Annotated in this window: 18 protein-coding genes; 10 read left to right on the forward strand and 8 right to left on the reverse strand. The window is 63.0% G+C overall.

The features are described 5' to 3' along the window. The 4 genes from ABDJ38_RS12020 to ABDJ38_RS12035 all read left to right on the forward strand — a co-directional run bounded on the left by ABDJ38_RS12020 (position 1) and on the right by ABDJ38_RS12035 (position 3,934). Positions 1–915, forward strand: a complete 915-nt coding sequence (locus ABDJ38_RS12020; protein ID WP_346785355.1) for a class III extradiol dioxygenase subunit beta — start codon at positions 1–3, stop codon at positions 913–915. Between the two features lie 116 nt (positions 916–1,031). Next, positions 1,032–1,994, forward strand: coding sequence for a Gfo/Idh/MocA family oxidoreductase (locus ABDJ38_RS12025; protein ID WP_346785356.1), 963 nt, complete (start codon positions 1,032–1,034; stop codon positions 1,992–1,994). Between the two features lie 107 nt (positions 1,995–2,101). After that, on the forward strand, positions 2,102–3,094 hold the full coding sequence (locus ABDJ38_RS12030; RefSeq protein ID WP_346785357.1) for an aldo/keto reductase: 993 nt from the start codon (positions 2,102–2,104) through the stop codon (positions 3,092–3,094). Between the two features lie 36 nt (positions 3,095–3,130). Beyond that, positions 3,131–3,934 carry a CmcJ/NvfI family oxidoreductase gene (locus tag ABDJ38_RS12035; RefSeq protein ID WP_346785358.1) on the forward strand — a complete coding sequence of 268 codons (804 nt, stop codon included), beginning with the start codon at positions 3,131–3,133 and terminating at the stop codon, positions 3,932–3,934. A 93-nt stretch (positions 3,935–4,027) separates the two neighbouring features. Here ABDJ38_RS12035 and ABDJ38_RS12040 read toward each other — a convergent pair whose 3' ends face one another. The 6 genes from ABDJ38_RS12040 to ABDJ38_RS12065 all read right to left on the reverse strand — a co-directional run bounded on the left by ABDJ38_RS12040 (position 4,028) and on the right by ABDJ38_RS12065 (position 10,591). Then, positions 4,028–4,378: a DUF4168 domain-containing protein gene (locus ABDJ38_RS12040; protein ID WP_346785359.1), complete on the reverse strand. Its 351-nt coding sequence runs from the start codon at positions 4,376–4,378 to the stop codon at positions 4,028–4,030. A 254-nt stretch (positions 4,379–4,632) separates the two neighbouring features. Beyond that, complete coding sequence (locus tag ABDJ38_RS12045; protein ID WP_346785360.1) at positions 4,633–5,970, reverse strand: alginate export family protein; 1,338 nt, start codon at positions 5,968–5,970, stop codon at positions 4,633–4,635. 60 nt (positions 5,971–6,030) lie between these two features. Then, on the reverse strand, positions 6,031–7,896 hold the full coding sequence (locus ABDJ38_RS12050; protein ID WP_346785362.1) for a methyl-accepting chemotaxis protein: 1,866 nt from the start codon (positions 7,894–7,896) through the stop codon (positions 6,031–6,033). A gap of 167 nt (positions 7,897–8,063) precedes the next feature. Next, positions 8,064–8,600 carry a YybH family protein gene (locus tag ABDJ38_RS12055; RefSeq protein WP_346785363.1) on the reverse strand — a complete coding sequence of 179 codons (537 nt, stop codon included), beginning with the start codon at positions 8,598–8,600 and terminating at the stop codon, positions 8,064–8,066. 107 nt (positions 8,601–8,707) lie between these two features. Then, positions 8,708–9,574 (reverse strand): dienelactone hydrolase family protein, encoded by an 867-nt coding sequence (locus ABDJ38_RS12060; protein ID WP_346785364.1) that lies wholly within the window; start codon positions 9,572–9,574, stop codon positions 8,708–8,710. A gap of 63 nt (positions 9,575–9,637) precedes the next feature. Beyond that, the gene (locus ABDJ38_RS12065; RefSeq protein ID WP_346785365.1) at positions 9,638–10,591 is read right to left on the reverse strand and encodes an SDR family NAD(P)-dependent oxidoreductase; all 954 of its coding nucleotides are present in this window, start codon (positions 10,589–10,591) and stop codon (positions 9,638–9,640) included. Between the two features lie 73 nt (positions 10,592–10,664). On the opposite strand from ABDJ38_RS12065, the gene ABDJ38_RS12070 reads away from it, so the two are divergent. The 3 genes from ABDJ38_RS12070 (at position 10,665) to ABDJ38_RS12080 (ending at position 13,078) form a co-directional block, all read left to right on the forward strand. After that, positions 10,665–11,360, forward strand: coding sequence for a nuclear transport factor 2 family protein (locus ABDJ38_RS12070; protein ID WP_346785366.1), 696 nt, complete (start codon positions 10,665–10,667; stop codon positions 11,358–11,360). Then, positions 11,357–11,899, forward strand: coding sequence for a nuclear transport factor 2 family protein (locus ABDJ38_RS12075; protein ID WP_346785367.1), 543 nt, complete (start codon positions 11,357–11,359; stop codon positions 11,897–11,899). Before ABDJ38_RS12070 ends, ABDJ38_RS12075 begins: the two co-directional genes overlap by 4 nt. 144 nt (positions 11,900–12,043) lie before the next feature. Continuing rightward, entirely contained in the window at positions 12,044–13,078 is a 1,035-nt protein-coding gene (locus ABDJ38_RS12080) for an amidohydrolase family protein (protein ID WP_346785368.1), read from the forward strand. 21 nt (positions 13,079–13,099) lie between these two features. Here ABDJ38_RS12080 and ABDJ38_RS12085 read toward each other — a convergent pair whose 3' ends face one another. Then, positions 13,100–13,402 (reverse strand): hypothetical protein, encoded by a 303-nt coding sequence (locus tag ABDJ38_RS12085; RefSeq protein ID WP_346785369.1) that lies wholly within the window; start codon positions 13,400–13,402, stop codon positions 13,100–13,102. 257 nt (positions 13,403–13,659) lie between these two features. Between ABDJ38_RS12085 and ABDJ38_RS12090 the strand changes: the two genes are divergently transcribed. After that, positions 13,660–15,978, forward strand: a complete 2,319-nt coding sequence (locus ABDJ38_RS12090; RefSeq protein ID WP_346785370.1) for a TonB-dependent receptor — start codon at positions 13,660–13,662, stop codon at positions 15,976–15,978. Between the two features lie 396 nt (positions 15,979–16,374). Beyond that, positions 16,375–18,897 (forward strand): TonB-dependent receptor, encoded by a 2,523-nt coding sequence (locus ABDJ38_RS12095; RefSeq protein WP_346785371.1) that lies wholly within the window; start codon positions 16,375–16,377, stop codon positions 18,895–18,897. A 107-nt stretch (positions 18,898–19,004) separates the two neighbouring features. Here the strand turns inward: ABDJ38_RS12095 and ABDJ38_RS12100 are convergent, their stop codons facing one another. After that, the gene (locus ABDJ38_RS12100) at positions 19,005–20,123 is read right to left on the reverse strand and encodes a 5-methyltetrahydropteroyltriglutamate--homocysteine S-methyltransferase (protein WP_346785372.1); all 1,119 of its coding nucleotides are present in this window, start codon (positions 20,121–20,123) and stop codon (positions 19,005–19,007) included. A 258-nt stretch (positions 20,124–20,381) separates the two neighbouring features. Between ABDJ38_RS12100 and ABDJ38_RS12105 the strand changes: the two genes are divergently transcribed. Further along, positions 20,382–22,508: a PQQ-dependent dehydrogenase, methanol/ethanol family gene (locus ABDJ38_RS12105; protein ID WP_346785373.1), complete on the forward strand. Its 2,127-nt coding sequence runs from the start codon at positions 20,382–20,384 to the stop codon at positions 22,506–22,508. Positions 22,509–22,664: the final 156 nt, after the last annotated feature.

Raw genomic sequence — 22,664 nt, forward strand, 5'->3', positions numbered from 1 at the left:
ATGGCACGCGTAACCACGGGCATCACGTCCAGCCACATCCCGGCGCTCGGCGCCGCGATCCAGACCGGCAAGACCGGCGACGACTATTGGGGCCCCGTCTTCGATGGCTACAAGGCTATCAAGGAGTGGATCAAGCAGCCGGGCAACATGCCCGATGTCGTGGTGCTGGTGTACAACGACCACGCCTCGGCCTTCGACATGAACTGCATCCCGACCTTCGCGATCGGGTGTGCCGAGGAGTTCAAGCCCGCCGACGAAGGCTGGGGCCCGCGCCCCGTGCCCGACGTGATCGGCCACCCCGATCTCGCCTGGCACATCGCCCAGAGCCTGATCCTCGACGATTTTGACATGTGCATCTTCAATCAGATGGACGTCGACCACGGCTGCACCATTCCGCTCTCGATGATGTTCGGCGAGCCGGAAGAATGGCCGTGCAAGGTCATTCCGCTGCCGGTTAACGTCGTGACCTATCCGCCGCCCTCAGGCGCGCGCTGCTTCGCGCTGGGCGACAGCATCAAGGCGGCGGTAGAGAGCTTCCCCGAAGACCTCAACGTCCACGTCTGGGGCACCGGCGGCATGAGCCACCAGCTCCAGGGCCCGCGCGCTGGCCTGATCAACAAGGAGTTCGACCTGAACTTCATCGACCAGCTGATCAACGATCCCGACACGCTCGCGAAGATGCCGCATATCGAATACCTGCGCGAAGCGGGTTCGGAAGGCATCGAGCTGGTGATGTGGCTGATCATGCGCGGCGCGCTCGGCGACAAGGTGAAGGATCTCTACAACTTCTACCACATCCCTGCCTCGAACACCGCGCTCGGCGCGCTGATCCTGCAGCCGGAAGAGACCGCTGGCGAAGCGCTCGACCCGCGCGTGGTTCACTCGGGCCACTCGCTCGCGACAGCGGCGGAATAATCTCGGAACCGGGTCGGCCCGCCATGCGCTTGTCATAGTGACAGGCTCATGCGGGCCGATCGCATTTCACGGCGCCCAACGACCGGGCGCAACATCCGCAACAGGAGACCACCCTCATGAAAATCGCACTCGCCGGCGGCGGCGCATTCGGTGAAAAGCACCTCGACGGACTCAAGAACATCGACGGCGTGGAAGTGACCGCGCTGGTCGGCCGCACCATGGACAAGACCCAGGCCATGGCCGACAAATACGGCATCGGCTATGCCACCACCGACTACGAAGAGATGCTGAAGCGCGACGATGTCGACGCGGTAATTCTCTGCACGCCCACGCAGATGCACGCCGATCAGGCGATCAAGGCGATGGATGCGGGCAAGCACGTCGAAGTGGAGATTCCGCTGGCCGACAGCTGGGACGATGCCGAAGCCGTACTGAAGAAGCAGGAAGAAACCGGCCTGGTCTGCATGGTCGGCCACACCCGCCGCTTCAACCCCTCGCACCAGTACGTGAAGCAGCAGATCGAAGCGGGCAAGTTCAACGTCCTGTCGATGGATGTGGAAACCTACTTCTTCCGCCGCGAAAACAAGAACGCCAAGGGCGAGCCGCGCAGCTGGACCGACCACCTGCTGTGGCACCACTCGGCGCACACGATCGACATTTTCCAGTACATGACCGGCGCCAAGGTGATCGCCGCCAACATCCTGCAAGGCCCCAAGCACCCCGATCTGGGCATCGCGATGGATCAGTCAATCCAGATGAAGACCGACAAGGGCCAGATCCTGACCCTTTCGCTCTCGTTCAACAACGAGGGGCCGTTCGGCACCTTTTTCCGCTACATCGGCGATAGCGCGACATACCTCGCGCGCTATGACGACCTGTTCAACGGCAAGGACGAGCCCATCGACCTGTCGGGCGTCGACGTGCCTTCGAACAACGGCATCGAATTGCAGGACCGCGAATTCATCTCCGCGATCCGCGAAGGGCGCGAGCCGAACAGCTCGGTGAAGGGCGTGATCGAGTGCTATCGCACCATCGGCAAGCTCGCCGCCAGCCTCGAAGAGCAGGACGGCTGGTCCTGATTCTGACGCGGGGGTAGCCCCGCCGACCAAGCCATTTTGCGGCCGCGCTGCTCGACGTGGCGCGGCCGCAAGTGTTTACAGCAACGCACACACCAAGGGGAATCCATATGAAGCGCAGACTCGCTGGCCGCGAAGTCCATCCCATCGGCCTTGGCTGCATGAACCTCTCGTGGGCCTATGCCACCCCGCCCGCGCACGAGGTGAAGGTCGAACTGCTCAACAAGGCGCTCGATCTCGGCTACGATCACTTCGACACGTCCAACATCTATGGCGGCGGCAAGAACGAGGAACTGCTGGCCGAGGCGATCATGCACCGGCGCGACGAGTTCCTGCTCGCCAGCAAGTGCGGGATCGTGGTCGACGGGCCGAAACGCGGTGTCGATTGCAGCCCCGAGAGCATTGCCGAAAACCTCGACAAGAGCCTCGCCCGGCTGAAGACCGACCATATCGACCTCTATTACATGCACCGCTTCGATCCCAAAGTGCCCATTGCCGATTCGGTCGGTGCGATGGTGCGGGCGATGGAAGCGGGCAAGATCGGCGCCTATGGCGTGTCCGAGTGGTCTGCCGCGCATATTCGCGAGGCCCACGCGGTGCATCCGGTTGCCGCCGTCCAGCCAGAATATTCGCTGTGGACGCGCAACGTCGAATTGGGCGTTCTGAACACCTGCAAGGAACTGGACATCGCGCTGGTCGCCTTTTCCAGCACCGGACGCGGCGCTCTTGGCGGCGCGCTGCGCGATCCGAGCACGCTGGAAGAGAAAGACCTGCGCACCAAGATGCCGCGTTTCAACGCCGAAAACTGGCCGAAAAACCTCGCCGTGATCGAACAGTTCGAGGCGCTGGCGAAGGAGGTGGGCGTGGCCCCGGCCCAGCTTGCCAACCGCTGGGTGCTCGAACAGGGCGATAACGTTCACGCCATTCCCGGCACCACCAGCATCGCGCATATGGAAGAGAACTTCCACGCGGCGACGGTCGAGATTCCTGCCGATGCGATCGCGAAGGCTGGCGAGATCATCAACCATTCGACGGTTCACGGACACCGCTATCACGAAGCGATCCGGCCCACGATCGACACCGAGGAGTTCGAGGACGCATAACGCCCCTCGTACCGGCAAGTCTTGGGAGAGGCTGGCATGACAGACCTGCGCGCCCGCATCGGCTATAGCGAGCGGACCGAGAAGAAGCCCTACTTCTACGCCAACGCGCACGAGAAAGACTTCGTGCCGCTGGCGCCGGAGGAGGTCACGATCCGCGATGCGCGCGGGCGCGATTGCTCGCTCGATATCGAGGGCTTTACCTTGGTCGAGCACGAAAGCGCCGTAGCCGACCTGACCGACCTCGCCGAGGTGCAGCGCGTGCATTCGGATGAGATCGCCCAGCTGATCACCTCGCTCACAGGCTGCCACCAGGTCGTGATGGCCCCAATGGGCATCCTGCGCTTTTCCGAAAGGCAGGGCGTCAACGCGGCGCACGACAATTCGCACCCTGCCCGCTTCGTCCATGTCGATATGGCGAAGGAGGCCGCCGCCGCCATGCGCGAAAAGGCCGCGCCCGAGGGCAAGACCGTGGTGCGCAGCGCGCAATACAATGTGTGGCGCGTGCTCAGCGATCCGCCGCAGGACGTGCCGCTGGGGCTATGCGACTATAGCTCGCTAGCACCCGACGACCTGATCGATTGCGAGGCGATCTTCGACCCGCTTGATGGCAGCCCCGAGTGGGGCTTTCCCAACTATCTGCTGGCGCACAACCCCGCACACCGTTGGTTCTACTATTCCAATATGCACCGCAGCGAAGCGCTGGTGTTCAAGACCAGCGAAAGCGACACGGCTCGCGCGCAACTCATGCCGCACGGCGCTTTCGACAATCCGCTGGCCGGGCCGGATGCGCCAGCACGTATCAGCCTGGAAATGCGCGGTACCGCCTATTGGTTCGGCTGAGTTGACAATGGCGGGCACCAGGCGTGATGAGTCGCCCGGTGCCCGCAGCCGCGCAGGGGTACTGGTGCGCGGCAGGTCTAGGAAAAATTGGCCTCAGGCGCCTGGATCGCCCTGTACGCTGGCAATCGCGAGCTGAACGCGCTGAGCCAGCTCGGGATCGGTTCGGGCCGCATCCGAGATTTCGTTGAAACGTTCAGGCGCGAGCCCGCTCTGTTCGAGCACCGCGAGAGCGCCGTTCTGGCGCGCCTCGGCATCAAGCGAAGCATCGCCGTGCAGCTCGCTGATCTCGACTGCCGCTTCGGCATACATGCCGATTTCCTCGTCGGTGAAGGTGGCCGCATCCGCCGCCGGAGCTTCGGCTTCCGCTGCGCTATCCGCCACTTGCGCGATTGCTGGCGATGCGAACAGCAAACCACCGGCGGCAAGTGTCACAAAGGTCTTCATAGTCTCACTCCTTAGTCTGGGCCGTAAGGGCCCTTGGCGCCCCGCTGCACTGAGTTGAGCAGGCCCGGACGGCTGCGCAATCGCGCCAGCGACGGGACGGGCACAGAGAGAGATCAAAAAGCAGATTGTGTGCCGCACGCACGACGAAGCGAGCCAGGCAGCTCCGGTTCACGCCCGGTAACTGCTTGGCTCGCTTGCGTTTTATCTATCGGAGCTAACGGCCCGCCGCTGGCGGCGAGCGATTCTCGCTACGATCAGAAGCTCAGCTCGAGAGCGCTATAGCCGTACTGCGTGTTGCCAAAGCCATTGGCGTTGGGCGCAGTGTCGAAAAAGTCGCCCTTGAACAGCACGCCGCCGCCCAGCTCGTTACGCAGCAGCCCCGGAATGATCCACCAGCGCAGGCGGCCCTGCAGCTGCGATCCGGCATCGGAGCCCGAAGCACCAGTGGCATCGCGCACCTTGGTGTAGGAGAAGGCATCGGTCGCCTCCTCCAGCCAGGCACGACGATATTGCACCTGCGCATCGACACGCGACGAGAACTTCGCCTCAAGCTGCGCACCGAGGCTGGAGATGTTCTTGCGTCCGAGCGGTCCGAACAGTCCGCTCGGACCCCAGTCGCCATAGCGGGGGCCGAACAGCGGATCGAAGGCGTTGTAGTCGGCGCTGTCGGGATCATCGCCTGTCGCCATGTCGTAAAAGGCCGAGAGGCGCGGCTTCATGTCACTGTCGAAGGTGTAGCCAACTTCGGCGTGCAGCGTCCAGGCATCGACATCGACCTCTGGCGCCGTAGCCGAGCTGCCCGTGCGGATGTTGCCGAACTGGTAGGCCGCTTCCAGCTCCACATCTGGCTTTCCGCGTCCCCCATCGCTGACCAGCCGGGCACCGGGCGTGATCAGGTGGCGGTTGCGCGTCGCGATGCCAGGCGCATCGTCCTCGTCGAGCACATAGACGTAGGTTTCCAGCGCGAGGTCATCCGTCAGCGGGCGACTGTAGAAAGCCCCCCAAAGCGCGAGGTCGATGCTCTCGCGATCCCATTCTACCTCGTTGTCGATCACGCTGGCCGCGTCAGACGGCAGGCGCTGCTGCGGCAGCATATAGAAGGCCGTGAACTCACCCGAGCCCGACCAGTCGAGCCGCGCGCCGGTGAACCCGTTGGCCGCATTGCGGAAGTTCGGATTGCCGATCAAACGCTTGGACCCCAGATTGAGAGTCTGGCGACCGATGGTGAACGTGGTGGTCTCGGTGATGTCGAGCGCAGCGTAGAGCTCGATCACTTCCAGCGCGTTGATGTCGGAAGAGCCGATCGGGGTCGTCAGGTCGTTGGCATAGCCGCGCGAATCCTGCACCGTCGCACCGACCCGGAAACCATCCCAGCTGTAGGTCCCCTTCAGCAGGCTGCGCATCAGAACGATATCATCGTTCTCAATACCGCCCGGACGGTAATTTCCGTCCATCGCTTCGTAGCGTACGCGAATGCTGCCTTCGAGATCGAAGCCGGTTGCACTGTCTTCGGCTGCTGCCGGAGATGCGGCCAGCACAGCCGCAGTAAAGGGAACGGCAAGCACAGACTTGCGCGCGATAAATCTAATCATGGATTTTTCCTTTGGCCCTTCGGCCTTATGTTTGGGTGTTCGCCTGTGGCGCGGCCGGGATCAGAACTCGGACCAGTCCTGATCGTCGTTAGCTTCAGGCTCGACCGCGAGCGCGAGGTTGCCGCTGACCGCAGGCACGGCAGCCTTGATGGCGACAGGCCGGGGCGCCGGGCTCTCGCTGTTCACCCGCTTGGAGGCCATGTCGGCCAGCACCCGGGCATTGGAACCCGACAGGCGGAACTGCGTCACGAGCTGGGTCAGATTGTCAGCCTCGGACGCGAGCTGGCGGGCCGCCGCGTTCGACTGCTCGGCCATGGCCGCGTTCTGGTGCGTCGAACGATCGATCTCGCCCATCGCCGACTTGGCATTTTCGAGGCTGCCGGCGTGGCTCGACAGCGCCTGGCTGATCTCGTTGGCGGTGGTGGCCACATCGGCAATGCGCTGGATGATCTGGTCAAGCGCCGTGCCCGTGTCGCGCACCAGCTGGGCGCCGCTGGCGACCTCGGCGATCGAGCTATTGATCAGCTGACGGATTTCCTCGGCTGCCTCGCTCGAACGCTGGGCAAGGTCACGCACTTCGTTGGCGACGACGGCAAAGCCACGTCCCACCTCGCCAGCGCGCGCCGCCTCGACACCCGCGTTGAGTGCCAGCAGGCTGGTCTGGAAGCTGAACCCGTCGATCACGGAGATGATATTGCCGATCTGCTTGGTGGAGCTTTCGATCGTATCCATCGCGGTGACGGCACGGGCAACGATCTCGCCGCCGCCGCGCGCTTCGGTCATCGCCGCATCGACGTTACGGGCGGCAGTGTCGGCCGAAGTAGCCGAAGTGGCCATGCCATCGCTGATCGAAACCACCGATTCGGTGATCCGGCTCAGCTCTGCGGCCTGCTTCTCGTTACGCGCAGCCAGGTCGTCCGACGCCTGACGGATTTCCATCGAACCGCTGCGAACCGAACCAGCCGAGGCCGACACCGAATTCATCGTATCATGCAACTGCATAACGGTGTCGTTGAAGCTGCTGCGCAGGGCGGCATAGTCGCTTCCCAGCTCGGGCAGGCTCACGGTGAGATCGCCCTTGGTCATCTGACCGAGGCATTCGCCGAAGGCTTCCACCATGTGCTGGGTTTCCTGCTCCTTGCGTGCCTGGCCAACGCGTGCCTCGCGCAGGCGCTCGCTGGCGCGGGCAAGTTCCCCGATCTCGTCGCTGCGATCCACATAGGGGACGCGAGCCGTGAGGTTGCCCGCCTCGATCTGGCCGATAGAACCGATCAGCGCACCGGTTTCGCCGCCGATCAGGCGCTTGATGAGCCCGGCAAGGAATATCTGGACCGCGCAGGAGATAACCATGATGAGCACGGTGGCAATGACCACGGCAAGCGCCAGTTTGTGCTGCTCGGCGGTGATGGCATCGGCGCGCAGGATTTCCTCGTCGCGCACGACCTCGATGGCATTGTCGACCATCGCGCCTGCTTCCATGATCCGCGTAACGCCGCCCCCGTCTACACGATCATTGCTGACCACGAAGTCGATGGTTTCGCCATAGGCGTCTGTCAGCCGTTCGACTTCGTCGAGCTGCGCGAGCATATCAGTCTGTACCACCGCGCGCGATTCGTCGATCGAGCTATGCATATCGGCGAAGTTGCTGCGGAAACCGTTCTCGGTCTCACTGTCGCGCACCAGCGCATACTTGAAAGCGTCACGCTCGAGCGAGGCAAAGTCCTTCTCAAGCAGGGCTGACTGGAGGGCCGCCTGCGAATAGGCATCGTCCTTCTTCGTCATCTGGTATGTAAGCCAGGAGCCGATCCCGACTGCCGCAATCAAGAAAACGCCCAGCACAACGGCGGCCATCGCCTGGAAACCTAGCCGCTTAGAGATTGACTTTCCGGCCAACCAACCCGCGAACCCGCGATCGTATGTCTTCATGCTTTTCCTCGCACTTGATGCCGCGCACCGATTCGGGCTGCGACTTTCATTCGTGCGAGCTTATTAGGTGACAGCCTGTTCAAGGTAGCTGACCGCACACTTCGGCAAAAAGCGTCTATGCGCGGTCAATGTCTCGTTAACCTGGCAAACAAGACTGGGCGCCGCGATCAGCCTTCCTGTGGGTCTTGTGCAACATCCGCCTCGACATCGGATTCCATGGGGGTCGCGACATCGGCCCGATCACCAGCGCGCGGAGCGTTGATGGCGGAGCGAATCATCCATGTCCCGCCGGATTTGCGCGTCCACACGGTCTGGCTGATCATGTGCTCGGTCATCGGCTCGCCGCTTTCGGGGTCGGTCACGGTGATATCGACGTTGGAAGCGAGGGCTGCCACATCCTCAGCACTCGAGGCCCAGCCATCCGCCGGCGTCACCTCGATGTGGAACGCAGGGTCGGCAACGAGATCGCCGTAGGCATCGGCAATCGCGGCGCCGCCGACCAGCCGGGTTCCGTCGGGCCGAACGAGCACGGCATCGTCGGCGTAGAGCCGGGCAATCCCCACAAGGTCGTCGCCGGCAATGGCATCGAGCTGCGCCTGTTCGGTGGCGCGGATCGTGGCGATCACGTCCTCGGGTTCGGCCCCACTCGAACAGGCGGCAAGCATCGTGGTGGCGGCGACTGTAGCAAGAACTGTAATGCGCATTTTTGATCCCCTCAGCGGTTTTTCGGCGCGATGGCGCCCTCTGTCACCAGTGGGGATATGGCCTCGTTAGCGTGCTAACCTTGATCTCGCGCAAAGCCCTACCGGGCTCACAGCTTGTCCGCATAGAGCGCCAGCAGCGCGGCCCAAGCACGTTCTGCTTCCGCTTCGTCGTAGACGGGACTGTCGAGCACGGTCCAGCCGTGGTCGCCCTGATAGACCTCAACCGTGACATCGGCCGCCGCCGCCTCGCCCGCCACCTTGAGCGCATCCTTATCGGTGGGGGCATTGGCGTCGTCGTTCTTGGCGATGGCGATAAGAGCGCCGGCATCGCTCGCCATGTCGTCGAGCAGGTTGACCGGCGCGTTGTCCTCCTCGCCGACCAGCCCGCCGCCATGGAAGCTGGCGGCAGCCTTGATCCGCCCGGGCACGGCGGCAGCGGCCATGATGGTCCAGCCGCCGGTCATGCAATAGCCCTGATTGCCGATCCCGCGTTCGGTATCGACCGCGTCCTGCGCATCGAGCCAGCCAACGACGGCGGCAGCGGTTTCCGCGACCGCTTCGGGCGTGTTCTTCTCGCGCCAGGGGGCCACCGCCTCCATCGCGCCGCCATTGCGCCAGGCGTCGAAGTCCTCGAACTGCTGGCCCGCGACCGAACGATAATAGGGATTGGCGACGAGTACGGCATAGCCTGCCTCGGCCAGCCTGCGCCCCATCATCACCTTGGCCGGACGCAAGCCTGCGATATCGGGCCATAGGATAACCGCCGGATGGCGGCCTTCGGCGGGATGGATGAACACGCCATCGAAGGTGCCGCCGGGCGCGGCGAAGGTCACTGTGCGCTCGGTCAGCCCCGCGGCGGTGGCCCCGGTGGCGTCCATCGGCGTGCAGGCGGCGAGCGCGCCGCTGGCACCGAGCGCCGCGAACTGACGGCGATTGACGGCGGGCATTTTGGTGAGCTGATCCTGCGTGCACATAACTGTTCTCCCGGGCGACTGTTACGCGCGCAGCTTACCGCAATCGACGCCCGGGTCCAACGGTCAGGTCAGGTCGTCCATCGCGATGACCAGCCCCTCATCGGCCGCCCGCATCGCATCGCGGCGCAACTGCTCGATCCGGGCGCGGCCGGGAGGACAGGCCTCGATCGGCAGCGCCTTCACCTGCTTCATATATTCCTCGGCGAAGTCGACCCCATGCTCGGGGTGGGTCAGGATGAGGCCGTCCTGCAGTGTCATCCCGCGCAGGATCTTGGCGCCCACCTCATAGGGGTCCATGCCGAGTTCGAAGGCGGTGCCGAACTGCTCCAGCTCGCCTTCCTTCGCCGGGGCAAAGCCGCTCTCGGCGAAGTCGTCGGGCCGCTTTTGAGCGCTCTTCCAGGCGTTGGTGCGGGTGAGCGCGGGGCAGCACAGCGAGCAGCCGATCCCGTGCGGGGCGAGGTTGTAGCGCAGGCTCTCGGTCAGGCCGCGCACGGCGAACTTGCTGGCGGTGTAGATGCCCGCTTGCGGCCCCGGCAGGAAAGCCGCCATCGAGGCCACGTTAACCACATGGCGACGGCCCGAGGCCGCCTTGATCTTCGGCAGAAACGAGACGATCCCGTTCACGTTACCGCCGAAGTTCACGTTCATGATCCAGTCGAAATCGTCGTAACTAGCCTCGTCGGTGGGGCCGAACACCGAGACGCCCGCGTTGTTCACCAGCACATGCACTTCGCCGAACGTCTTCTCCACTTCATCGGCGGCAGCGACAAAACCCTCGCGGTCTGTCACGTCGAGCTTGATGAACAGCGGCTTTGCGTGGCCGTGCGAAGCGAACCACTGCTCGGTGGCGGCGCGGTCGTCCTCGTTGCGGTAAGACAGCGCCAGCTTCATCCCGGCATCGGCGAAGGCCTGCGCTGTGCCGAGGCCGATCCCGGTCGCAGCCCCGGTAATGAAAGCTACGCGCCCTTCCCATTCGCTCCGGAAGTCGGCACCGTTCAGGGCAGCAGTTTCGGACATCGTCAATTTTCCTCTCGCCATGATCGTATCAATCGTTAGGAAGCTACATAGACCAATCAGGGAGAGAGTCGATATGAGCGACACCGAAGGCCGTCTCGCCGCGCTTGAAAAGCGCGTCACCGAACTGGAAGACATGGCCGCGATCCGCCGCCTGCACTGGGCCTATGGCTACTACATCGATTTCAACCGCCCCGACGAGGTGGCCGAGCTGTTTTCCGAAGACGGCTGCGTGGTGTTCCTGTCGGGCGAATATGTCGGCCATGCCGGAGTCAAGCGGCTCTATGGCGACTGGATCGCCGGACGCTTCACCGGCGGCAAGCCCGGCCCCGTCAACGGGCTGCTGCTCGATCATTTCCAGATGCAGGACATCATCACCGTCGCCCCCGATGGCAAGACCGCCAAGGGCCGCTTCCACGGTATCCTGCTCGGCGGCTGGCACGACGATTTCCAGGACACCAAGGAAGAGTTCATGCCGCAGCAGTTCATGGAAGCAGGCATCTACGAGAACGACTATGTTAAGGTCGATGGCGTGTGGAAGATCCAGCGGCTCGACTACATGATGCAGTGGCAAGGCGACTATGAGAACGGTTGGGCGCATACCACTGCGCACCTGCAGCCAGCGGCCAAGACCTTCCCCGAAGATCCGCTCGGTCCCGACCGCCTGCTCCCGCCCGAACAGCACCGCGAAACCTGGCCCTATCGCCAGGACGTGCCGATGCACTTCGCGCACCCGAAGTTCGGCATCGCCTTTGCCGACAGCGTCAAGTGACCCGGCTTGTCTTCGCAGGTTCGCTGGCCATCGCGCTGGCGGCCTGCGGACAGGCGAGCACCGAGCAGCCAGATATCGAGGCCGACAAGGTAAGCCAGGCCTCCGCACTGCTCACTTTCGAGCAGGCCCTCGTCACCACTGACCGCGAGAGCCTGAGCGACCGCGAAGTATCCGACCGCTTCATCAAGGTGTTCTACGACAACAACGAACTGGTGAAGGGCTTCGAGGCCTGGGTTCACCCGGATTACATCCAGCACGATCCCAATTCCCCGACCGGGCGCGATGCGACCATTGCCGTTCTGGCCGATCACATGGCCGCCAACCCCGAGATGACGCTTGAGGTCAAACGCGTGATCTATGGCGATAAGGAGGCCGACGGAACGCTGGTTGCCGTGCACTACCACTTCAAGCGCGCGCCCGAAGAGCGCGGGCTTGCCGTGGTGGATATATATCGCGTGAAGGATGGCTATCTGGTCGAACACTGGGACGTGCTCCAGCCGGTGCCGGAGGAAGCCCTGAACGAGAACACGATGTTTTGATCCTGTGGCAGGTCAGGCATTTCCTTGGCAGGGGAGAGACCGATGACCAAACTCGAAGATGGTAACGAGAAAGGCCTCTAGGGCCACTTCCGCGAGGATTTCAGCCACCGCACCCGCACGGGCCTCGCCCCGCACGCGGGCCATGTGCTGCGCGATGCGCCCTACCAACGGATCGCCTGCGAGGAGGCATGGACCTTTCCTGATCTGGTGAAGGCGCAAGTCGCCTATCTCGAAAGCGGCGCCGCGCCTTCCGACGATTCGCTGAAGATGGCAGGCATGTTCGCCAAGATGCCCAGCCTGCAGGAGATGTTGCAGGACTTAGGCGACCTGCGGCTCGCGCACATGGACGAGCTCGGGATCGATCGGCAGTTGCTTCTCCTCACCGCGCCGGGCGTGCAGGTGGTGAACCCCGGCGACGGCACTGCGCTCGCCGCCCAGGCCAACGACATCACCGCCGAAGCATGCCGCAACCATCCCACCCGCTATTCCGCCTGCGCCGCCTTCGATCCGCGCGACGTTGCGGGCAGCGTGAAAGAGCTTGAGCGTGCCGCCAAGCTCGGTCTCAACGGGGCGGTGCTCAACTCGCACTGGCAGGGCCACTATCTCGACGAGCCGGAATTCTGGCCGATCCTGGAAGCGCTCGAGGCCAACGATCTGGCGCTTTACATCCACCCCACCGCACCTTTCAATGGCGCGCGTTATGAGAAGCGCGGGTTCTTCGGCGCGCTGGGCGGCTTTCCGCACGATGTCTGGCTGCACACGATGGGCCTCGTCATGTCAGGCGCGTTCGACCGCTTTCCCAAGCGTCGGCTGGTGATCGGCCACATGGGCGAATGCATGCCCCTCCATCTCTATCGGTTCGACTGGATGCAGGGCAATGCCGACGGCCGCCCCCGCCCCGGCCTGTTTGGCGACAGCGAGATCCGGCGATTGAAGCATCCGGCCAGCTATTACTTCAAGACCAACATCTGGATCACCACCAGCGGCGTTGGCTGGGAGCCGGCAATCAAGTTCTGTCAGGAGGTGCTGGGTCCGGACCGCGTGCTCTATGCGATGGATTACCCCTATCAGCAGAGCTACGACGAGGTCGCCGCCTACGACCGCATGACGATCAGCGCCGAGCACAAGAAGATGCTGATGGAAGACAACGCTCGCGCCGTGTTTCGCATCAAGGGGTGAGCCGCACGGCCGCTTGTGCGGCTAGTGTGCGGAGCCCTTAAGCTTCGCGACGGCAATCGGGTGAATATGGCCGAAGAAGCCGATCTGCACGCTATTGTCGTTGTGCGCGACCACACGACCATTGATCGTCAGCTGGTCGGCAATAGTGAGTTTGCAGAAGCCATCTTCGCAGTTCCACCCATCCTGATCGGCGGCATCAAATTGCGCTTCACAACTTTGGCTGGTCAACTGCGTAATCGACACGGAGAACCGTCGGTCAGCGATAACACATTGGCCCGGCAAGGGCTGTTTTGCCACGCGGGATTCGGTTACCGTCGCCATCATCGCAAGCTTCTCCTCTCGCTCACTCTTGCAACCCTGCATATGCGGCGGAAACTTAAGCTCTCGTGTGGATGCTATTAAGCAATCTGCAAGGTTCGCCGGCCCAGGGGCCTCGTGTGTGGCTCTTTCGCCACAGGACAAAGTCAATTTGACTTTATCCTGCCGCAGCAAATTCATCTTCTCCGCAAGACCGCCTAGGGCGCGCGCCAACGGATTCGCGTCCCCACGCGAAAGCCGTGCAACCCCTAGGAGAGAATGTTTTGGCTTACCCCCTTTCCCGTTCGCTTGCCTTGATCTTGTCGGCAGGCACCTCGCTCGGCACGATGGCGATTGCCACCCCGGCCTTTGCGCAGGACACGGAAGCGCAATCGACGCGCACCACCACGGAAATTGTCGTTACCGCCCAGTTCCGCGAACAGCGCCTGCAGGACACCCCGCTCGCAATCACCGCGGTCGACGCCGAAATGCTCGAATCGCGTAACCAGGACGACATCGCCCAGATCGCCGCGCAGGCTCCCAGCGTTACGTTGCAGCCGATGGGCGGTGCCTATGGCAACTCGCTCGGCGCCTCGATCCGCGGCATCGGCCAGTTCGACTTCAACCCCGCCTACGAACCGGGCGTGGGCATGTATATCGACGACGTCTATTATGGCTCGCTGACCGGCGCCAACTTCGACCTGCTCGACCTCGAGCGCGTGGAAGTGCTGCGCGGCCCGCAGGGCACCCTCACCGGCCGTAACTCGATCGGCGGCGCGATCAAGCTGTTCAGCCAGAAGCCCAATGCCATCGCCTCGGGCTATGCCGAAGCAAGCTACGGCTCGCGCAACCGGCTCGAAGCGCGCGCTGGCGCCAACTTCCCGCTGACCGACAACCTGTTCGCCCGCTTCTCGGCGGTTCACAAGCAGCAGGACGGCTACATCGATATGATCGATTATGGCTGTGCCAACCCCGGCAACCCGGAAGGCATCCTGCCGACCTACACCACTGGCGCCGACTGCGTCGTCGACAAGCTAGGCGAGACCAACTACTCGGGCGCCCGCGCCGCGGTGCGCTATCAGGGCACTGCGATCGACGTGCAGGTGATCGCCGACTATCAGTACTCGAACCGCGCCAGCGCGGGCGAGGTGCCGATCGTCGCCGAAGGCGATGCGTCGAACTTCCTGTGCGGCCCGACCTGCACCTATGCCAGCTGGTATCTGCCGGCGGCGGGCAACGCAGGTAACTGGCTGCAGGGCTATCGCAACGAGTTCGAAGGCTGGGGCGTTTCGGGTCACGTCGACTACGACGTGAACGACAGCATCCAGATCCAGTCGATCACCGCCTATCGTGAATACAACAACACATGGGGCACCGACGACGACTTCACCCCGACGCTGACCCGTGCGGCTGGCGGCTTCAACGATCTCGACTTCTGGTTCTTCAGCCAGGAACTGCGCGTGAACGCCGAGCTGGGCGACATCGCCGACCTCACTGTGGGTGGTTACTATTCGGATCAGAAGAGCACCTACTTCACGATCCAGGATATCCGTTACCTCGGTCCGAACCCGCTTCAATTCCGCGGCAACGACCCGGTCAACGCCGATACCAAGGCCGTATTCGGCACGGTGATCGTCACTCCGACCGACGCACTGACGCTGACCGGCGGCCTGCGTTACACCGAGGAGCACAAGGACTACACGTTCTCGCGCAAGCGGCTTGATGGCACGACTGGCCCCGTCGGCTCAGGCGTCGAGAACCTCGACGGCCTGACCTCGGTCTACGACGGTGATCGCGTCGACTGGCGTCTGTCGGCCGACTACCGCTTCAGCGACCAGGTTCTGGCCTATGTCACCGTGGGCACGGGCTTCAAGGGTGGCGGTGTCACCGCGCGTCCGTTCCTGCCGCAGCACGCGATCCAGGGCAGCTTCGATCCCGAAACCGTCACCTCCTACGAGTTCGGCCTCAAGACGGATCTGTTCGACCGCCGCCTGCGTCTGAACCTGGCGACATTCTATAATGAGTATGCCGATATCCAGCTCGGCCTGTCGGACTGCTCGGACTACGGTGGCGGCCCCTGCGCGGTCATCGCCAACGCCGGCGACGGCAAGATCTGGGGCGCTGAAGCCGAGCTGTTTGCCGAGCCTGTCGACGGCCTGACCATCGACGCTTCGGCCAGCCTGCTCGATTCGGAGTACACCTCGATCGACGGTGCCGTCGGCAACAGCGTGACGCTGACCGATCCGATCGTTACGCCTGAATTCCAGGCCAGCTTCGGCATCCAGTATCGCGCCGATCTGGGTGACGCAGGTTCGATCACGCCGCGCTTCGACGTGGCCTATCGCGGCGACCAGTTCGCCGGGCACGGGCTCGATGCGGTCGACACCGACTTCCAGTATATCGACGGTTACACGCTCGGCAGCGCGCGTCTGACCTGGCGCAACGAACCGGAAGACCTGGCGATCTCACTCGAGGTCACCAACCTGTTCGACGAGTACTACACTCCGAACCGGTTTGACGCGGTCTATGGCTTCGCCGGAACGGCTTATGCCCAAGTCGGCGCGCCGCGCGAATGGCGCGTGTCGGTGAAGAAGGAATTCTGATTCCTTCCTAAAGGTTCAGACCTAAGATTGGGGGTGGCCTTCCGTATAGAAGGCCGCCCCTTCTCATATTTCCGACCGGCCATGCTTCTGTGGCAAACGGGCCACTGAGCGGTGTGTCGGATAAGCAACATCATTGCAATATTCTATGATTTTCTGGCGACGGTTGATTGACCAACGCGTCAAATCCATGCACGCGCAAAATTAGTTACTTGTACAAAGCAGTCTTGCTATATTGTATTAGGGTGATGCCAGGTTGGGGTGGCGTCGAATCGTTGCCTGCCCTGCTGGATAAAAAACGAACGACTTGTGATGAGTTTGGCAATCCGCGCCACAATCCGCGGAGCGCTGAAATGGGAGGGCTGCCTGTGCGGCCCGCGATATGGGAGGAGATATCTGATGAACACGCGTTTGAGAACGCTTGCCTATGGCATGCCGTTACTTGCTCTTGGCCTTACGATGCCTGCACAGGCGCAGGACAATGACGGCGAAGAAGGCGCACGCGCCAACAACGTCATCATCGTGACCGCACAGTTCCGCGAACAGGCGCTGCAGGACACGCCGCTGGCGATCACCGCCGTCACGGCCGATCAGCTCGAAGCCAAGAGCCAGACCGACCTTGCAACCATCGCAGATTCCGCGCCGAACGTGCAGATCCGTCCGCAGACCGCCGCCTTTGGGCCTTCGGTAACGGCCTCGATCCGCGGCATCGGCCAGACCGACTTCAATCCCGCCTACGAGCCGGGCGTCGGCATCTATATCGACGATGTGTACTACCCCTCGCTGACCGGCGCGATCTTCGACACGCTTGACCTTGACCGGGTGGAAATCCTGCGCGGTCCGCAGGGCACGCTGTCGGGCCGCAACTCGATCGGCGGCGCGGTGAAGATGTACTCGAAGCTGCCGACCGGCGGCACCTCGGGCTTCGTCGAGGCCAGCTACGGCATCCGCAACAAGATCGCCCTGCGCGCAGGCGCCGAGTTTCCGCTCACCGACACGCTGTTCGCCCGTATTTCGGGCGTTTCGAAGCAGCAGGACGGCTATGTGGACCAGCTCGACTTCGGCTGCGTTTATCCCGCTGGCGGCGGCGACACATTCGTCAACAGCGCGGGCCAGACGGTGGAATACAATCCGGCGGGCGGTGAAGCGCGCGTTGTGACGACCGATGACTGCGTAGTCGGAAAGCTCGGCGGCGTTGGCTATCAGGCCGCACGCGCTATCCTGCGGTGGGAACCAAGCGATACTTTCGACTTCACCATCATTGGCGACTACACCAACGAGGATACCACCGCCGCGGGCCAGGTGATCACCGACACTACAACAAACGCCAACCCGAACATCCTGTCGCCCGGCGGCCTGCCGTTGGACGACCGCTTTATTTGCGGCCCGTTCTGCAACTTCCAGGTCAATGAACAGGCTGCGGGCGACCCGTTTATTTCCCAGTTGCCGACGCCTCCCGGAGACATTTTCGGCGCCAACGGAACTCCGCTCCTTGCAACCTCGGGATCAAATCGCACGACCTATCGCGGGTGGGGCATTTCGGGCCAAGGCAACCTGGACATTACCGAAAAGCTCCAGCTTGTCTCGATCACGGGCTACCGCGAGTTCGAAACCGAATGGACCCCCGATGGAGACATTGCGCCGACACGCACTGGATTCGGCACCAACAACCTGACGAACTGGAGCTTCAGCCAGGAACTGCGGCTGAACATCGAGGCGACTGAAACGGTCTTCCTCACGCTGGGTGGCTATTACTTCGAACAGTCCTCGGTCTACGATTCGGTGCAGGATCTGCGCTACGTGCCGGTCTATCCGCTGCAGTTCCGCCAGCCCGACACGGTCGATGCTGATGCCAAGGCAGTCTTTGCCAATCTGGCATGGGAAATTATGCCTAACCTGAACCTCAACGCGGGCGTCCGCTACACCGAGGAAACGAAGGATCAGGCCTATTTCCGCTATAACTTGGACGGCACCATCAACCGCTTCCTCGATCCGGTTGGCGCTGCCTGCGGGGCAGGTTTCGAGGGCGTCGATACGAACGATTGCAACAATAATGGCAATACCACCGAAGAGCTGCGTGCTCTGACGGGCAATGTTGCCAATTACTCGGGCGATCAGATCGACTACCGCGTTGCACTTGATTACCGCTTCAGCGATGCGCTGCTGGTCTATGCTTCGGTTGCGACCGGCTTCAAAGGCGGCGGTTCCAACCCGCGTCCGTTCAACGCCTTCCAGTTGCTACCGTTCGGACCCGAAACACTGACCGCCTACGAATTGGGCTTCAAGTCCGACTTCCTCGATCGCCGCGTGCGCCTCAACGTATCGGCCTTCCTCAACAAGTACACGGACATCCAGTCACCCGCGAGCCCGTGCCCGGGTGTGGCCCCGCCAAACGATACGCCTTCGGCTTGCCGCGTGAACCTTGGCAGTGCTGACATCAAGGGCATCGAAGTCGAACTGTTTGCCGAACCAGTGGATGGCTGGACCATCGATGCGGCAGCGAGCCATATCGACTTCGATTACACTGAAGTGAACACGGCCAGTGGTGCCACGCTCGACGATCCGGGAACTGGCATGCCGCCGTGGAAGGCTTCGATCGGGACACAGTACCGCATCGAACTGGGTGACGCGGGCTCGCTGACGCCGCGCCTCGACGTGCAGTATCAGGACGAGACCTTCGCCGGTTTCGAAGGCTCCGGTCCTACTCGCCGGGTTGCAACCCTACCCAGCTTCACCACTGCCAATGCCCGGTTGACCTGGCGCAACGAGGGTGAGGACCTCTCGGTGGCGCTCGAAGTGACTAACCTCACCGACGAGTATTACTTCTACTCGGTGTTCGACCAGCGCAACAACACAGGCGCGCGTATCGCCACTCCGGCCCGTCCGCGCGAATGGGCGGTGACGGTGAAGAAGGAATTCTAAACTGCATTCACGGCGCCGGGCCGTTAGGCCCGGCGCAAACAGAAAAGGGGCGGCTTCCTGATCCGGAAGCCGCCCCTTTCGTTTGGTCTATCGACCGGTGCTGAAAATCAGCCCCAGACTTCCTTCGCCACATCGATGCACAGCGCGATCTTGTCGGCCTGCTGCTGGGTCGAGATGTCGTTGCCGTGCACGGTGCTGGCAAAGCCGCACTGCGGGCTCAGCGCAAGCTGATCAAGCGAGGCATATTTGGTCGCCTCGTCGATCCGGCGCTTGATGTCGTCCTTGGTTTCCAGATCGCCCAGCTTGGTGGTGACGAGGCCGAGCACCACGGTCTTGCCCTTGGGCAGGAACCGCAGCGGAGCAAAGTCACCCGAGCGCGGATCGTCGTATTCGAGGAAGAAGGCGTCGATATCGAGTTCGTTGAACATGATCTCGGCCACCGGCTCGTAGCCGCCTTCGGCCGCCCACGAGCTGCGGAAGTTGCCGCGGCACAGGTGAATGGCGCGCAGCATGTCGGCAGGGGCCGAGGCAAAGCTGTCGTTGATCAGCTTGGCATACTGACGCGTGGTGGCATCGGGATCGAGCCCGCGCTTGGCCGCATCTGCGCGCTGTTCGTCGTCGCACAGATAGGCAAGGTTGGTGTCGTCCATCTGGATATAACGGCACCCCGCCTCCGCCAGCGAATCGACCTCGGCTCGGTAGGCCGCGGCGACATCGGCGTAGAACTCGTCCATCTCGGGATAGACGTCTTCGGGAATGCCCGAACGCCCGGCGCGGAAGTGCAGCATGGTGGGCGAGGGGATCGCCACCTTGGGCACGGCGCCCGGCGCAGAAACCTGGCTGGCGAGATACTGATAGTCGGCTAGCTGGATCGGGGCCTGATGCGCAATCTTGCCCGTCACCACCATCACCGGGGGGGCGAACGAAACGTCCTTGCCGGCATCGTTCTTGAACGCTTTCTTGAGGCCACCGCGCTCCTCCACGCCCGCAAGCTTCAGCAGGAAGTCGGTGTGGAAGAAGTAGCGCCGGAACTCGCCATCGGTGATGGCCTTGAGGCCGAGGCCTTCCTGCCATTTGACGAGGTCGGCGATGGCGGCATCCTCCACCTTGCGCAGCTCTTCGTAGGAGATGTTGTCGGCAGCGCGATGTTCGCGCGCCTCGATCACCGATTGCGGACGCAGGAAGGAGCCGACGTGGTCGGCACGCAGGGGCAATTGTCTGGTCATGTGTGTAGTCCTGTCTTGGCTATATGCGAAAATGCAAAGCCAGGGTCATAACGCGGGCTCGCGCTCGACTGACCCATGACAGATGGCGCGTTGCGAGCGATTGCGCAAGCGCGTTCGCTCGCGCGCGGTCGTAGCGGGCATATTACACACTCGCGCAAACCGTCACTTGACCCCTGTGGCGGGGCAACTGTAACGCTGAATAGGGTTTCGCGCATGGATCGGCATCTGACCGGCGCTGCGCGCGCAAGGAGAGGAAAGATGCACCTGTTGAAAGCCGCTTCGGGCGCCGTACTGGCACTGGCGCTGGCAGCCTGTTCGGCGACCGACGAAGACGCTGGCGGCGTGACCACCGAGATGCTGCTTGACGCGGCGAGCGACAATTCCGAGTGGCTGACCTACGGGCGCGACTATGCTGAGCAGCGCTACAGTCCGCTCGACCAGATCAATCTCGACAACGTGAGCGAACTGGGGCTTGCCTGGCACGCCGACATGGACACCGCGCGCGGCCAGGAAGCCACTCCGCTAGTGATCGACGGCAAGATCTACGTCACCACCGCCTGGAGCAAGGTGAAGGCCTACAATGCCACCACCGGCGAGCCGCTGTGGGACTTCGATCCGCAGGTGCCGGGCGAAACGGCGGTGAAGGCTTGCTGCGACGTCGTGAACCGCGGCCTCGCCGCTTATGGCGACAAGCTCTACCTCGGCACGCTCGATGGCCGCCTGATCGCGCTTGATCGCGAGACGGGCGAGGAAGTCTGGTCCAAGGTCACGGTCGATCAGTCCAAGCCTTACACCATTACGGGCGCGCCGCGCGTGGTGGCGGGCAAGGTGATCATCGGCAATGGCGGCGCCGAATATGGCGTGCGCGGCTATATCACCGCCTACGATGCCGAAACCGGCGACCAGGACTGGCGCTTCTACGTCGTGCCCGGTGGCCCGGAGGAAGAAGGCACCGAGCCCGAATATCTCGCCGAGGCGCGCGAGACGTGGAACGGCGAATGGTGGAAGTTCGGCGGCGGCGGCACCGTGTGGGATTCCATGGCTTACGACCCCGAGCTTGACCTGCTCTATCTTGGCACCGGTAACGGGTCCCCATGGAACCAGGCCTATCGCAGCCCCGGCGGCGGCGACAACCTGTACCTCTCCAGCATCGTGGCGATTCGCCCTGAAACGGGCGAATATGTCTGGCACTATCAGACGACGCCCGGCGAGACCTGGGACTTCACCGCCACCCAGCACATCATGCTGGCCGATCTCGAAATCGACGGGCGCACGCGCAAGGTGCTGATGCAGGCCCCCAAGAACGGCTACTTCTACGTCATCGATCGCGACACGGGCGAATTGATAAGCGCCGACAACTACGTGCCGCAGAACTGGACCACCGGCATCGACATGGCCACCGGTCGCCCGATCGAGGTGCCCGAAGCGCGCTATGGCGACACGGGCAAACCCTTCGTCTCCACCCCCGGCGCTGGCGGCGGGCATTCATGGCACCCCATGGCCTTCAACCCCAGCCAGGGGCTGGTCTATATCCCGGCGATCGAGGCAGCCTTTCCCTACTTCCCAGAGGTCAACTGGAAACCCGACCCGAAGCGCGGGTTCAACGTGGGCGTCGATCAGTCAGCCGGAGGTATGCCCGCTATCGAGGCCGTGCGCGAAGGTGCTGCGGCCAGCACCAAGGGCGCGCTGATCGCGTGGGATCCGGTGACGCAGACCGAGCGCTGGCGCGTGCAGTATCCCGGCCCGTGGAATGGCGGCCTGCTCGCGACCGGCGGCGGGCTGGTGTTCCAGGGCACCGCCGCAGGCGACGTGAAGGCCTACAATGCGGCCGACGGTTCGGAGAAGTGGAGTTTTGCCGCGCAGACCGGCGTGATCGCGCCTCCGATTACCTATCAGATCGACGGCGAACAGTATGTCGCGGTGATGGCTGGCTGGGGCGGCATCTGGGCGCTCGCGCCGGGCGGCATTCTGAACGAGACAAGCGGACCCGTGCCCAACATCTCGCGGCTGCTGGTGTTCAAGCTCGGCGGCACCGACAAGCTGCCCGAAGCGCCGCCGCTGGTGCGCCGCCCTCTCGATCCGCCCGCCTTCACCGGCGATCCCGCCAAGCTCACTCAGGCGACCTACGACTATGGCCGCTATTGCGGGACCTGCCACGGCGATGCCGTGATCGGCTCCACCGTGCTCCCTGACCTGCGCCGGTCGGCTGCGCTGAACAGCGCCGACACCTGGCAGGCAATCGTCCACGATGGGGCCCTTGAGCTGAACGGAATGGTCAGCTTTGCCGACAGCCTCTCGCGCGAGCGGATCGAGGGCATCCGCCAATACGTGATCTTCCGCGCCAACGAGGACAAGCAACTGGGCGGAATTGGCGCGCAGGAATAGTTGGCCGCATGCGGCGGGTCGAAGCTCGACTCGCCGCATCCATCATACTAACGAGCGTTATTGTTGCGGCGCGCTGGTAGAATGGCCACGGTTGCGTTGCTATCTAAGAGTTAATGTCAATCGGGTCACGGCTCGAGTCGCTATGGGAAAGGAGAG

Source organism: Aurantiacibacter flavus, from assembly GCF_039710615.1.
Classification (GTDB): domain Bacteria; phylum Pseudomonadota; class Alphaproteobacteria; order Sphingomonadales; family Sphingomonadaceae; genus Alteraurantiacibacter; species Alteraurantiacibacter flavus.